A 14,112-nucleotide genomic window follows, 5' to 3' on the forward strand; every position below is an offset into this window, starting at 1 on the left:
GTAGATGGCTGAGGAAAAAACAATAACGTTTGAAGAGGCAATGGAACAATTAGAAACGATAGTAGAGAGACTTGAAGAAGGCGATGTCCCGTTAGAAGAAGCCATTTCTATTTATAAAAAAGGAATGGAATTATCAAAGCTATGTCATGATAAGCTGAAAAACGTTGAAGAGCAGCTGACACAAATCTTGACAGCAGATGGTCATAAAGAAAACTTTTCTATTCAAGAGGAGGAGTAAGTGTTGGCAAGCCTACATTTGGATACTTTTTCTACTAAATATAAACAACTGCTTGAAGATCAATTACGAAAAAGTATTGATCGACTAGAGGCTCCCGAGGTCCTTAAGGATGCGATGCATTATTCACTTGAAGCGGGTGGAAAAAGAATAAGACCGCTATTGCTTTTTGCAACTCTTCATGCTTTTCAAAAAGATCCAGAGATTGGCTTGAATGCTGCGGCAGCGATTGAGATGGTTCATACCTATTCATTAATACATGATGATTTACCAAGTATGGATAATGATGATCTAAGAAGAGGGAAGCCAACAAATCATAAAGTTTTCGGTGAGGCGAATGCGATCCTCGCTGGTGATGCTCTCTTGACATATAGTTTTCAACTTATGGCAGAAACACCGGATGTTCCAGCGGATGCGAAGCTGGCTTTAGTTCAGCTTTTAGCGCAAAGTTCTGGTGCAGAAGGAATGGTTGCTGGACAAGTAGCAGATATGCTTGGGGAAGAAAAGGAATTGAATCTTGCAGAACTGGAATATATTCACATTCATAAAACCGGTAAAATGCTTACAGGCAGCGTATTAGCCGGTGCAATTTTATCTTCTGTCAGTGAAGAGGAATGGGAATGTCTCGAGCGTTTTTCCCATCATTTAGGTCTGGCGTTTCAAATTCGTGATGATCTTCTTGATATTGATGGAGATGAAGAGCTAATCGGAAAACCGGTAGGAAGTGATGTAGGGAACCATAAAACGACCTATCCATCCTTGCTTGGCATAAAAGGAGCTCAGGATGAACTTTGGAAGCAGATTGAGTTGGCAAAGGATTACTTATTGAAAATAAATAAAGATACACAATTACTACAGGAAATTACAGATTTAGTAGAAAATAGAAAGTATTAACATAATCGTTCTTACATTAGGTTAATGTGAATTTTACGAGAGAATACCGTTATCACTTTATATGTGCTAGCGGTTATTTTTTCAATATTAGGCGGGAACTATACGCTTTTTACGAAAATCGTTTGGAAAATCCGTTCTGATAATGTAATCTAATGTTATATCGAAATAACTGAACTGACTTGGACGTCATATCCTTTTTTGATTCGGGAAAAAGGTTCGACATGGTTTATGAAATAAATTGAAATGAAAGTGAGTGATCCACAAAATGGATCTATTAGATATTAAAGACCCCTCGTTTCTTAAGAAACTTTCTATTAAAGAATTGGAGGAACTAAGTAAGGAAATACGCCAATTTTTAATTAGTAAGCTTTCTGTAACTGGCGGTCATATTGGCCCGAATCTTGGAGTGGTCGAATTAACCATTGCACTCCATAAAACGTTTAACAGTCCTAAGGACAAATTGATTTGGGATGTTGGACATCAATCATATGTCCATAAAATATTAACAGGCAGGGCAAAGGATTTTGATTCATTACGCCAATATAATGGGCTGAGTGGATTCCCAAAAATGGCTGAAAGTGAGCATGATGTTTGGGAAACGGGTCATAGTTCAACCTCTTTATCGGCTGCCATGGGTATGGCAATCGCACGTGATATAAAAAAAGAGAAATCTTTTATAGTTCCGATTATTGGAGATGGGGCGCTTACAGGTGGTATGGCCTTAGAAGCCTTAAATCATATCGGCGATGAAAAGAAAAATATGATTGTGATTTTGAATGATAACGAAATGTCCATTGCTCCCAATGTCGGTGCGCTTCATAGTGTACTCGGGCGGCTTCGTACTGCTGGAAAGTATCAGTGGGCGAAGGACGAACTCGAAATGCTGCTGAAGAAAATTCCTGCAGTAGGCGGAAAACTAGCATCAACGGCGGAACGCGTAAAGGATAGTTTAAAATATTTATTAGTTTCTGGTGTCTTTTTTGAAGAATTAGGCTTTACGTATTTGGGCCCTGTTGACGGACATAATTATGAAGATTTATTCGATAATCTTAACTATGCCAAGAAAACAGAGGGACCTATTTTACTTCATGTCCTGACTAAAAAAGGAAAAGGGTATGATCCTGCAGAAAGTGACCGTACGGGTAATTGGCATGGTACAGGACCTTACAAAATTGAAACAGGTGATTTTCTTAAACCGGTTAACTCTCCGCCAGCTTGGAGTAAAGTTATTAGTGAAACAGTAAGAAGAATAGCAAGAGAAGATGAGAGAATTGTTGCGATAACACCTGCTATGCCGGTTGGATCGAAACTGGAGGGATTTGCATCTGAGTTCCCAGACCGGATGTTTGATGTGGGAATTGCAGAACAGCATGCGGCGACAGTCGCGGCAGGTCTGGCAACGCAAAAGATGAAACCATTTTTGGCCATTTATTCGACATTCTTACAAAGAGCGTATGATCAAGTGGTCCATGATATCTGCCGTCAAAATCTAAATGTATTTATTGGAATTGATCGTGCTGGACTTGTTGGAGCGGATGGTGAAACCCATCACGGAGTATTTGATATCGCTTTTTTACGACATCTGCCAAATATCGTAATCATGTCTCCTAAGGATGAAAATGAAGGTCAGCATATGGTTTATACCGCACTCCAATATGATGCTGGTCCGATTGCCTTAAGATTTCCGCGTGGAAATGGTCTTGGTGTCCCAATGGATGAGACATTTAAGGAGATTCCAATTGGATCTTGGGAAGTATTAAAGGAAGGCCATGATGCCGCCATTCTAACCTTTGGAACGACAATCCCGATGGCAATGGAAGCTGCTGCCCGATTAGAGAAGCAGGGAAGTTCAGTTAAAGTTATCAATGCTCGCTTTATTAAGCCGTTAGATAATAAATTATTAACTTCCATTCTTCAATTAAATATCCCGATTTTGACGATTGAAGAGGCAGTACTGCAAGGTGGATTTGGAAGTGCCGTGCTGGAATTTGTTCATGACAATGGATTTCATGATACAGAAATCTGCCGTATGGGTATCCCTGACCAATTTATTGAACATGGAAGCGTCAAAATTTTATGGGAAGAAATTGGCTTAACAACAGAAGAAGTAGTTAAGAAAATTAATACGATGGTTATAAAAAAACAAAAAAGGGCATGAAAAATGAAAAGTAAGAAAGAACGTGTAGATGTTTTATTGGTCGACCAAGGCTTGTTTGAAACAAGAGAAAAAGCCAAAAGAGCCGTTATGGCGGGAATTGTCTATTGTGAAGAAACACGTCTAGACAAACCTGGAGAAAAAATTTCCGCAGACTCTAAGCTTACTGTGAAAGGTAAAACACTCCCCTATGTCTCGAGGGGCGGTCTCAAATTAGAAAAGGCATTACAGGTCTTTGAGGTAGATATTAAAGATAAAATTTTGCTTGATATCGGTGCTTCAACAGGAGGGTTCACCGATTGTGCCCTCCAAAATGGAGCAGCTATGTCCTATGCAGTAGATGTCGGTTATAATCAATTGGCATGGAAGCTTAGGCAGGATGAACGGGTTGTTGTCATGGAAAGGACGAATTTTCGTTATGTTACTCCAAGTGACTTTCCTTTAGGAATGCCGAACTTTGCCTCTATAGACGTTTCATTTATTTCCTTAAAGCTGATACTACCTGTTCTAAAAACATTGTTAGTTCCTGGCAGTGATGTGGTGGCACTAGTCAAGCCGCAGTTTGAGGCAGGTAGAGAGCAGGTTGGTAAAAAAGGGATTGTCAGAGATCCAAAAGTCCATGAAAGTGTCATTGGATCGATGATCGATTTCTCCCTCCAGTTAGGCTTTGATGTTAAAAACCTATCCTTTTCTCCAATAACTGGGGGAGAGGGAAACATCGAATTTTTGCTACACGTATGTTGGTCTGGTCAAAAGGAGCAGGGAGAAAATGAATTAAAGATAACTCCCATGGATGTTGTCGAAAATGCACATACCAAATTAAAAACGAAAGAAAAACAAGAGAATGAATAATTATTCATTCTCTTTATTGAGAAAGAAGACAAAATCAGCTAAGATAAGAGGGATAGATTGAACGGGAACGGTACAAGAGGTGAGAGAATGACTAAAGGCCAACGACATATTAAAATTCGCGAGATCATAACAAATAATGATATTGAGACACAGGACGACTTAGTCGCAGCGCTTAAAAATGCAGGATATAATGTGACACAAGCAACCGTTTCACGGGATATTAAAGAACTTCATTTAATAAAGGTTCCTTTAACCGATGGACGTTATAAATATAGTCTTCCTGCTGATCGGCGATTTGATCCGCTGCAAAAATTAAAAAGAAATTTAATTGATGCCTTTGTTCGAATTGATTCAGCCAGTCATCTTCTAGTTATGAAAACTCTGCCGGGTAATGCTATGGCTATTGCAGCTTTAATAGATCATCTCGAATGGGATGAAATATTAGGAACCGTAAGTGGAGATGACACGATATTAATTATTTGCCGAACCGAAGAAGATACAGAAACCATTTCAAATCGTTTTCTTGAATTGCTTTAACTTCATTCAGCAGACCTGGGATTTGATAAGTGCTGTAATGTGAGATAGTTATCTATTTTAGAGTGGAGTTCAAACATTGGCTGAATGAAGTTAAGCCTCCGGCGGATGCCACGGATTTTTAAAGGAAATTTATCGAGCAAGCTCGATAAAATCCGGGCGCAAATTCACCAAGGCGAATTTGATTAATGATTTGGATGAAAGAGGTGGAAGACTTGCTAAGTGAATTATCGATTAGAAACTTTGCTATTATTGAAGCTCTTTCTATTTCATTTGAAAAAGGTTTGACCGTATTAACAGGGGAAACAGGTGCAGGCAAATCCATTATTATTGATGCTATTAATTTACTTGTTGGCGGAAGAGGTTCTTCTGATTTTGTCCGGCATGGTGAAGCCCGTGCCGAAATTGAAGGGCTTTTTCAAATTGAGAAAGCCGCACATCCTGTACATACGAAAGCAAGTGAATTAGGGATTGAGATTGAAGATGAGATGATTGTTTTAAGACGTGAAATTTCAAAAAGCGGTAAAAGTGTTTGCAGAATAAATGGTAAACTGGTTACCATTTCAACACTGCGTGAAATTGGCAGCACATTAGTTGATATTCATGGACAGCATGAGCACCAGGAATTGATGGATGAATCCAGACATCTGTCACTCTTAGATCAATATGGAAAAAACAAAATCGCTTCTGCATTAGAGGAATATAGTAATATTTATCATGCCTATGAGCAAACGATCAGGAAATTAAAAAGTTTAAATGAAAATGAACAACAAATGGCCCATCGTCTTGATTTAATACAGTTTCAGCTTTCCGAAATCCAGCAGGCAAATTTGCAATTAAATGAAGATGAAGCGCTCTGGGAAGAGAAAAAACGTCTTTCGAATTTTGAGCGTATTTACGAGGCTGTTCATGCCAGCTATAATGCCCTCCAAGGCGAACAAAAAGGGCTGGACTGGATTAGTCTTGTCATGAGTCAGATGGAAGAAGCAGCTGCTCTAAACCCGGAGTATCAAGGTCTTGCTGAATCGATCGCAAATAGTTATTATTTATTGGAAGATGCAGCAAAATCAATGAGATCGGAGCTAGACCATCTCGAATTCGACCCCGAACGATTAAGTATCATTGAAGACAGATTGAATGAAATTAATCAGCTGAAACGAAAATACGGAAATTCAATTCAAGCCATTTTAGAATATGGGGCAAAAATTGAAGAAGAATTAGAAAAACTGCAAAATAAAGAAACACATATTGAGCAGCTGCAAAAAGAACTTCAATCCTTAAAAAAGGATTTAATGGTTGAAGGAAATGAACTAAGTAATTTACGAAAGAAGTTTGCCAAAAAGCTAACTGATTCCATTCATGCTGAATTAAAAGAGTTGTATATGCAAAAAACCGTTTTTGAAGTACGCTTTGAAGGCGGGGAAAAATTTATTTCAAAAGCCGGATTGGATCATGTAGAATTTTATCTTTCTACAAATCCAGGTGAACCATTAAAGCCTTTATCAAAAATCGCCTCAGGTGGTGAGCTCTCTCGAATCATGCTCGCCTTAAAGAGTATTTTCTCCAAACATCAAGAGGTTACCTCCATTATTTTTGATGAAGTTGACACGGGAGTTAGCGGAAGGGTAGCACAAGCTATCGCCGAGAAAATTCATCATGTGTCTATCGATTCCCAGGTTCTTTGTATTTCTCATTTACCGCAGGTAGCTGCGATGGCGGATACCCACTTATATATTGCGAAAGAAATGCAGGACGGCCGTACAAAAACAAAGGTTACACCGCTTAGCGAGGAAGAAAAAATTAAAGAAATTGGCCGTATGATTTCAGGTGCAGAAATCACAGATTTAACAAAGGAACATGCAAAGGAATTACTGTTATTAGCACATAATAGTAAAGTTCTCCAATAAACTACGGAAGCCGATTGGCTTCCGTGTTTTTTTGTATTTTGAGGTCTCTTTTTTTTTATACTGCGATTTATTTCCTATGTGTACATTTTTTTTATTGACGGCTCGGTTATAAATGTGCTATTTGCAGGCAAAATTAATGATGTAGCCATTAAGACGGGTTGGACTAGAAGCGAGGAGAGTGAATGTTTTGAGGAAAGACTTCTATAGAAAACTAATTGGTGGAATTCTCCTTGTTTCATTAATTGCTATATGTTTTATGAAACCAGTTCAGGAATATCTTCATATTCCAAATCATATAACGCTATTTGAAGGTCAAAAGCTTGATTTATCTAAAGCGGTTCCAGTATCCGCTTTATCTTCGGATAATTCTATTGTTGCCCTTAGTCAAGATCATCAATCAGTCTCATTGCAGGCAAAAGAACAAGGGAAAAGTGAAATGTTTTTGGAACTTGCGGGTTTTCCGGTAAAAAAGGTTGATGTCAATGTTCTAAAGGATTTTAAAGTAATTCCTGGAGGCCAGTCAATCGGAGTAAAATTAAATACAATTGGTGTCCTCGTTGTCGGACACCATCAAGTGTCAACAGAGGAAGGAAAGGTATCGCCGGGTGAATTAGCTGGTATACAAGTAGGCGATATTATTACAGAAATAAATGGACAGAAAATCGAAAAAATGTCTGATGTGGCTCCCTTTGTTCAAGAAGCAGGGCAAAAAAAGGAGCCTCTAAAAATAATGCTTACAAGGGAAAATGGGAAGGTTGAAGCCGAGCTAATGCCGCAAAAAGAGAAAGGGGAAGAAAATTATAAGCTTGGATTGTATATTCGTGATTCCGCTGCAGGAATTGGTACGATGACCTTCTATCATCCACAATCGAAAAAATATGGCGCATTAGGTCATGTCATTTCCGATATGGATACAAAAAAGCCGATTGTTGTTGATGATGGGCAGATCGTAAAATCCACTGTCACTTCAATTGAAAAAGGCAGCAATGGGAATCCAGGGGAAAAATTAGCGCGTTTTTCATCTGATAAAGAAGTAATTGGAAATATCGAAAGAAACAGTCCATATGGTATTTTCGGCGAGTTAAATCATGGCATAAAAAATGGAATTATGGATGAGCCGCTTCCGATTGCTTTATCACATCAAGTAAAAGAGGGTCCGGCGCAAATATTAACAGTAGTTGAAGATGATGAAGTAAAGTTATTCGATATTGAGATTGTTAGTACAATTCCGCAAAAATTCCCGGCAACAAAGGGGATGGTCATTAAGGTAACCGATCAAGAATTGCTTGGGAAGACTGGTGGAATTGTTCAAGGAATGAGCGGCAGTCCAATCATACAAGATGGAAAGTTAATTGGGGCAGTTACACATGTATTTGTTAATGATCCAACCTCGGGATATGGTGTTCATTTGGAATGGATGCTAAATGAGGCAGGAATCGATATTTACGAGAAGCAGCAGGAAAAGGCTTCATAAAACAAAAAAGCGGAAGCGCCTGCTCAGCCTCAGGTATAGCATAGGACGAGCCGTCAAGAAGGTTGCTCTTTAACCTTATTGACGGATTGGCTAGACCAAAGAGGGGCTAGGCGCTGGAGCTAGATTAAACGAAAAGGCGGGTGTCTTCCCGCCTTTTTTACCGTAAAATAAAGATTTTTCGACAAATTCACAAGAAAGCATCAAATTAAGTCGAAAACGTGAGAAAACAAAAGAAAAATAATGATTTTAATGATTTATTTAGAAAAAATAAAAAATGAAAAGGATTTTCGGTTGCATTGTCGAATTTCTCATTTAGAATATAAATATATACAAAAAACATAATGCTTTCGAACAAAGACGTTTTTCTTGCACGTTTAATATGGGATAATGAGAAATAAGGGATTAGGAGGAAACAAATAGTGAAAAAAATAAATGTATGTGTAGTTGATGATAATCGCGAACTAGTTAATTTGTTAGAGGAATTTATTGATTCTCAAGAAGATATGGAAGTAGCTGGTGTAGCTCATAATGGTCAAGATTGCCTTGATATGCTTGAAAATATAACGCCGGATGTTCTGGTTCTTGATATTATTATGCCGCACCTAGACGGACTTGCTGTGCTTGGGAAATTACGTGAAATGGATAAACAGCCTACTCCAAATGTTATTATGCTAACAGCATTTGGTCAGGAAGATGTGACGAAAAAAGCAGTGGAATTAGGTGCTTCTTATTTTATTTTAAAGCCATTTGATATGGAGCATTTAGCCAGCCATATTCGTCAAGTAAGCGGAAAGTCCACTTCCGTGTTAAGAAAACCAGCAACCGGAGGCTATCGGACTCAAACAGAAGCGAAGCCAAAAAATCTGGATGCAAGTATTACAAGTATTATTCATGAGATCGGCGTACCTGCGCACATTAAAGGATATATGTATTTAAGAGAAGCCATTTCCATGGTATATAATGATATTGAATTATTAGGCTCGATCACAAAAGTTTTATATCCAGATATTGCAAAAAAATATAATACAACTGCAAGCAGGGTTGAGCGTGCCATCCGCCATGCTATTGAAGTAGCTTGGAGCAGAGGTAATATTGAATCTATTTCTTCTTTATTCGGCTACACAGTCTCTATGACAAAAGCAAAGCCAACCAATAGTGAGTTCATTGCCATGGTTGCGGATAAGCTGCGCCTGGAGCATCGAGCTTCTTGAAAGGGCTAGAATTATGATTTGAAAAAAGGTCTGATTTCATTTAATCCGGATATATATACAATACCGGAATGAATGAAATTAGACCTTTTATTTAGGAATCGGTTAAATAGAAAAGTCCTTTATTGGAGGGAATCTATAATGACATTAATTTTCGCTCATAGAGGTTATTCTGCACTGTATCCAGAAAATACGATGCTTGCCTTTAAACAAGCAGAGCAAGCAGGTGCTGATGGAATTGAACTTGATGTCCAATTATCGAAGGATGGAGAAGTGGTGGTTATTCATGACGAAAGCGTGGATCGGACAACAAATGGCAGGGGCTATGTGAAGGATCTTTCTTATAGTGATTTAAAAAGACTGGATGCCGGTTTTAGGGTAAAAACGAATCTAAAAAAGGAGCCTATTCCTTCACTGCGGGACGTTTTGGAATGGTTAACAGGAAACAAAATGATCTGTAATATCGAACTGAAGAATGGAATATTTCCTTATCAGGGGATGGAGGAGAAGGTGATCGAACTCATTCGTGAGTACAAGCTGGAAAAACGAATAGTCCTCTCTTCTTTTAATCATTATAGTATTGTCCATTGTTATCGTATGGCACCAGAAATAGAAACAGCTCCACTGATGGGACAAGTCGTGTATATGCCGTGGGTGTATGCTGAATCCATTCGTGCAAAGGGAATACACCCAAAGTATAAAACGCTGAAAGATGAAGTGATTCTGCAATCAGAACAATATGGAATTTCCGTTCGACCTTATACTGTAAATAAAGAAAAAAATATGGCCCATCTTATTAAATTAGGCTGCTCTGCTATCATAACGGATGATCCAGTTAGAGCACTGCGAGTCAGACATAGACTAGAAAAAGAATCGAAATAAAGCAAAGTTAAAAGAGACCATTCCAAAAATAAAAGGCGCAGCTTCAGAAATGGTTGAAGTTTTCGCCTTTTGAAAGGTCTCTTATTTTATGTTTTCATCTTTTTTATTATTTGTTTGAAAACGGGATTGTACCTTATTTCTCTTGCGATCCCTGTGCAGGATAAAACCTGCAATAAACCAAATTCCGATGAGAAACATTAATATGCCGGCAAGAAATTGCAGCCATAGAAAAGGAAAAGGCTGATGCAGGATGTTAAAGACCATGTCTCTCATTAGCTTTACGCCAATTGCCGCAATAATTCCAGGAATTAATAGTATTACCAGTGCTACGATTCTGTTCATAACGAAATAATCCCTTCATTCACTTGTATATAAAAATCATAAATCATTGAGGCGATTTGTCAAGAACAATGGTTAACATTACAATAGGAATATGAAAGAATTTTCATAATAATAATTTTGTAAGAAAAAAATTGCATAGAAAGGAAGTAAATATGCAAACAGTCATGATAGTTGGAGCTGGAAGAGGCGGTTTGGCAATCTTGCAAATTATTCAAGAATCAGCGGCACTTACAATAGAGGCAGTAATCGATGTAAATCCGGAAGCGCCAGGATTGAAATGGGCCCGTCAAAAAGGGTTAAGAACGGATGGGGATTGGCGTTCCTTTAAGGACAAGAAAATCGATATGATTATTGAAGTTACAGGTAACAATGAGGTTTCTACCAATTTGCGAAGTGCTTTTGGTAAAGAAACGGTATTAATACCAGGAAGTGTTGCTTTTTTACTCGTTAAACTGTTTAAAGATAAAGAAAGACTTATAAAAAAAATACAGAATGAAACGTATAAGTATAACCTAATTTTCAATTCAACGAATGATGGCATGGTTGTCATTGATCATGATGAGAATATCATCCTTCTTAATAAAAGCGCTGAAAATATGATTGGAAAATCAAAGGATGAAGCTGTCGGAAAGCATATTAGACAGGTGATTCCGTCAAGCTTGCTGCCGCGTGTTATGCGGACAAGAAAGGTTGAAACCAATCAGGAGGTACTGTTAGACAATGGCCTAAAAATTATTTCTACGAGAATACCGATAATTGATGAACATGGGCTTTTAATAGGAGCAGTGGCTGTGTTTAAAGAAATAACAGAAGCGGTACACTTGGCAGAGCAAATAACTGATCTTAAAGAATTTCAAACAAAGCTAGAAGCTATTTTTCATTCCAGTAATGAAGCCATTTCCGTTGTTGATGAACATGGGGTTGGGATGATGATCAATCCAGCCTATTCAAGAATTACAGGATTAAAGGAAGAAGAAGTGATTGGAAAACCGGCAACAATCGATATTGTTGAAGGTGAAAGTGTACATATGAAGGTTCTAAAAACGCGGAGAGAGGTACGAGGAGTGCCGATGAGAGTAGGACCCTATAAAAAAGAGGTAATTGTAAATGGGGCCCCTATTATTGTTGATGGAAAATTAAAAGGCAGTGTTGGTGTGATCCATGATGTGTCGGAAATTAAAAATTTAAATAGGGAGCTGCACCGGGCAAGGCAAATAATCCGTAAGCTGGAAGCAAAATATTCGTTTGAAGACATTGTCGGAGCTTCCGAAGTTATGCAGATTGCACTTGAACAGGCAAAATTGGCTGCAAAAACACCTGCAACGATATTGCTTCGCGGAGAGTCCGGAACTGGGAAGGAATTGTTTGCTCATGCAATCCATAATGCCAGTGACCGAAAATACAATAAGTTCATTCGTGTAAACTGCGCTGCTTTGAATGAATCCTTGCTTGAAAGCGAGTTATTTGGTTATGAAGAAGGTGCCTTTACCGGCGCGAAACGCGGCGGGAAAAGGGGGCTTTTTGAAGAAGCGGATAATGGCAGTATCTTTCTCGATGAAATTGGGGAATTAACAATCAGTACGCAAGTGAAATTATTAAGAGTTCTTCAGGAAAACGAAATTATCCGGGTGGGAGGGACAAAACCGATTTCCTTAAATGTCCGTGTCATCGCCGCAACTAATGTCAATTTGGAAAAGGGAATGGTAAACGGGGCATTTCGAGAGGACTTATTTTATCGATTAAATCAAATGCCGATTCATATTCCAGCCCTAAGAATGCGTAAAGAGGATGTCGAGGTTTTAACTTCACGCTTAATCGAAAAAATCAATCAAGAATATGGCCGTAATATCGAAGGTCTGACTGATCAGGCATTAGCCCGACTCAAGGCTTATGATTGGCCTGGCAATGTCCGGGAACTGGATAATATTTTGCGGAGGGCGATTATTTTCATGAATTATAATGAATCGCTGATCGATGCGGATCATCTATTAGATCTTCATACCGCATTACCGATGAAAGAAAATGAGGAGGACGTTTTAATCTTAAAGGGTTCATTAGCGTCTATGGTAGAGGAGTATGAAAAAAAGATTATTACCATGGTTCTTAATAAACACGGTGGTAACAAAACTTTGACTGCAAAAGAACTTGGCTTATCGCTTAGAAACTTATATTACAAGCTGGAAAAGTTAAAAATTGCAAATATTAGCATGCAATAAATTTCATATATGTGCAAATAATTTCATAGCTTTCTATAGAAGAATGGACTTGTACAGGATGTGCTGACGTCTACGTTCGCCATAGGACGTGGCGGTTTTTAGTAGACGTTCCGCCTCCTGTTTTTTATTGGCACGATTCTTGCATGTTAATAATATATCCACTCTTTTTGAGGATAATGCTTTTTTCGAAAGACGCTGGCTGCTTCAGGAAAGTGAAAAAGAACATGTTTGAAGCGGGCTGGGAGGTAAATATATAATGTATCCTTGGGGTGAACAGCATGGAATTATTCGAAACCTTGGCAAGATATGATTACGAACAGCTCATATTTTGTCAGGATCATACCTCAGGCTTAAAGGCAATTATAGCCATCCATGATACAACATTAGGGCCAGCTTTAGGAGGAGCCCGCATGTGGACATATGCTTCCGAAGAGGAAGCAATCGAAGACGCGCTCAGACTTGCCCGCGGAATGACATATAAAAATGCTGCTGCCGGATTAAATCTTGGCGGTGGAAAAACAGTCATTATTGGTGATCCGCGCAAGGATAAGAGTGAAGCCTTGTTTCGTGCATTTGGCCGATATGTTCAAGGCTTAAACGGCAGGTATATTACGGCAGAGGATGTAGGAACAACTGTTGCCGATATGGATATGATTCATGAGGAAACAGATTATGTAACAGGGATATCTCCAGAGTTTGGATCATCGGGGAACCCATCCCCGGTAACGGCATTTGGGGTATATCGGGGAATGAAAGCAGCAGCAAAGGAAGCCTTTGGCTCGGATTCACTTGAGGGCAAGGTTGTGGCTGTTCAAGGGATAGGCAATGTCGCATATGCACTATGCCGGTATTTGTATGAGGAAGGGGCAAAGCTTATTGTAACAGACATCAATCAGGAAGCAGTCCAACGAGCTGTCCAAGATTTCAACGCCAAAGCACATGACCCTAAAGATATTTATTCCGTGGAATGTGATATTTTTTCTCCATGTGCTTTAGGAGCCACCTTAAATGATCTGACAATACCAAGGCTAAAGGCAAAGGTGATTGCCGGCTCTGCGAATAATCAATTAAAGGAGCCTAGGCATGGTGACATGCTTCATGAAAAGGGAATTGTCTATGCGCCTGATTATGTCATAAATGCAGGCGGGGTCATTAACGTTGCGGATGAACTGTACGGATATAATCGAGATCGTGCGATGAAAAAAGTGGAGACGACAATTTATCATAATATTGAAAAAGTGATTTCGATCTCGAAGCGTGATCAGATTCCAACCTATAAGGCTGCAGATATATTGGCAGAGGAAAGAATGAAAAAAATAAGAAATTCACGAACTCAATTTCTGCAAAACGGGCATCATCTTTTAAGTAGGCGCTGGAGTTAGACCACTAATGTGAGGGACGGAAGGCAATCTT

12 protein-coding genes are annotated in these 14,112 nt (G+C 38.9%); 11 read left to right on the forward strand and 1 reads right to left on the reverse strand.

Annotated features, from left to right (window positions below):
• Positions 1–4: 4 nt before the first annotated feature.
• From R4Z09_RS07315 to R4Z09_RS07355, 9 genes are all read left to right on the forward strand, one after another.
• Entirely contained in the window at positions 5–238 is a 234-nt protein-coding gene (locus R4Z09_RS07315; protein ID WP_338451676.1) for an exodeoxyribonuclease VII small subunit, read from the forward strand.
• A gap of 3 nt (positions 239–241) precedes the next feature.
• A complete protein-coding gene (locus tag R4Z09_RS07320; protein ID WP_338451677.1) occupies positions 242–1,129 on the forward strand; it encodes a polyprenyl synthetase family protein in 888 nt (295 codons plus the stop codon).
• Between the two features lie 265 nt (positions 1,130–1,394).
• The gene (dxs, locus tag R4Z09_RS07325; protein ID WP_338451678.1) at positions 1,395–3,287 is read left to right on the forward strand and encodes a 1-deoxy-D-xylulose-5-phosphate synthase; all 1,893 of its coding nucleotides are present in this window, start codon (positions 1,395–1,397) and stop codon (positions 3,285–3,287) included.
• A gap of 3 nt (positions 3,288–3,290) precedes the next feature.
• On the forward strand, positions 3,291–4,136 hold the full coding sequence (locus R4Z09_RS07330; protein WP_338451679.1) for a TlyA family RNA methyltransferase: 846 nt from the start codon (positions 3,291–3,293) through the stop codon (positions 4,134–4,136).
• Between the two features lie 87 nt (positions 4,137–4,223).
• Positions 4,224–4,673 carry a transcriptional regulator AhrC/ArgR gene (gene ahrC / locus R4Z09_RS07335; RefSeq protein WP_338451680.1) on the forward strand — a complete coding sequence of 150 codons (450 nt, stop codon included), beginning with the start codon at positions 4,224–4,226 and terminating at the stop codon, positions 4,671–4,673.
• A 212-nt stretch (positions 4,674–4,885) separates the two neighbouring features.
• The gene (gene recN, locus R4Z09_RS07340; protein WP_338453221.1) at positions 4,886–6,577 is read left to right on the forward strand and encodes a DNA repair protein RecN; all 1,692 of its coding nucleotides are present in this window, start codon (positions 4,886–4,888) and stop codon (positions 6,575–6,577) included.
• A gap of 187 nt (positions 6,578–6,764) precedes the next feature.
• Complete coding sequence (gene spoIVB, locus R4Z09_RS07345) at positions 6,765–8,051, forward strand: SpoIVB peptidase (protein ID WP_338451681.1); 1,287 nt, start codon at positions 6,765–6,767, stop codon at positions 8,049–8,051.
• 419 nt (positions 8,052–8,470) lie between these two features.
• Entirely contained in the window at positions 8,471–9,262 is a 792-nt protein-coding gene (gene spo0A, locus R4Z09_RS07350) for a sporulation transcription factor Spo0A (RefSeq protein WP_338451682.1), read from the forward strand.
• 138 nt (positions 9,263–9,400) lie between these two features.
• A complete protein-coding gene (locus tag R4Z09_RS07355; RefSeq protein ID WP_338451683.1) occupies positions 9,401–10,141 on the forward strand; it encodes a glycerophosphodiester phosphodiesterase in 741 nt (246 codons plus the stop codon).
• Between the two features lie 81 nt (positions 10,142–10,222).
• Here R4Z09_RS07355 and R4Z09_RS07360 read toward each other — a convergent pair whose 3' ends face one another.
• Positions 10,223–10,483, reverse strand: a complete 261-nt coding sequence (locus R4Z09_RS07360) for a DUF2627 domain-containing protein (protein WP_338451684.1) — start codon at positions 10,481–10,483, stop codon at positions 10,223–10,225.
• Positions 10,484–10,635: 152 nt separating this feature from the next.
• Between R4Z09_RS07360 and R4Z09_RS07365 the strand changes: the two genes are divergently transcribed.
• Both R4Z09_RS07365 and bcd read left to right on the forward strand, forming a co-directional pair.
• A complete protein-coding gene (locus R4Z09_RS07365) occupies positions 10,636–12,699 on the forward strand; it encodes a sigma-54-dependent Fis family transcriptional regulator (RefSeq protein ID WP_338451685.1) in 2,064 nt (687 codons plus the stop codon).
• Positions 12,700–12,977: 278 nt separating this feature from the next.
• Positions 12,978–14,081 carry a branched-chain amino acid dehydrogenase gene (gene bcd / locus R4Z09_RS07370; RefSeq protein WP_338451686.1) on the forward strand — a complete coding sequence of 368 codons (1,104 nt, stop codon included), beginning with the start codon at positions 12,978–12,980 and terminating at the stop codon, positions 14,079–14,081.
• Positions 14,082–14,112: the final 31 nt, after the last annotated feature.

It is taken from the genome of Niallia oryzisoli, assembly GCF_036670025.1.
GTDB classification, from domain to species: Bacteria; Bacillota; Bacilli; order Bacillales; family Cytobacillaceae; genus Bacillus_BD; species Bacillus_BD oryzisoli.

Excerpts from the sequence above, each read along its gene's own strand:
- R4Z09_RS07360 (WP_338451684.1), bottom strand. The coding sequence starts at position 10,483 with ATGAACAGAATCGTAGCACTGGTAATACTATTAATTCCTGGAATTATT.
- R4Z09_RS07365 (WP_338451685.1), top strand. The coding sequence starts at position 10,636 with ATGCAAACAGTCATGATAGTTGGAGCTGGAAGAGGCGGTTTGGCAATC.
- ahrC (WP_338451680.1), top strand. The coding sequence starts at position 4,224 with ATGACTAAAGGCCAACGACATATTAAAATTCGCGAGATCATAACAAAT.
- bcd (WP_338451686.1), top strand. The coding sequence starts at position 12,978 with ATGGAATTATTCGAAACCTTGGCAAGATATGATTACGAACAGCTCATA.
- R4Z09_RS07355 (WP_338451683.1), top strand. The coding sequence starts at position 9,401 with ATGACATTAATTTTCGCTCATAGAGGTTATTCTGCACTGTATCCAGAA.
- dxs (WP_338451678.1), top strand. The coding sequence starts at position 1,395 with ATGGATCTATTAGATATTAAAGACCCCTCGTTTCTTAAGAAACTTTCT.
- R4Z09_RS07330 (WP_338451679.1), top strand. The coding sequence starts at position 3,291 with ATGAAAAGTAAGAAAGAACGTGTAGATGTTTTATTGGTCGACCAAGGC.
- R4Z09_RS07315 (WP_338451676.1), top strand. The coding sequence starts at position 5 with ATGGCTGAGGAAAAAACAATAACGTTTGAAGAGGCAATGGAACAATTA.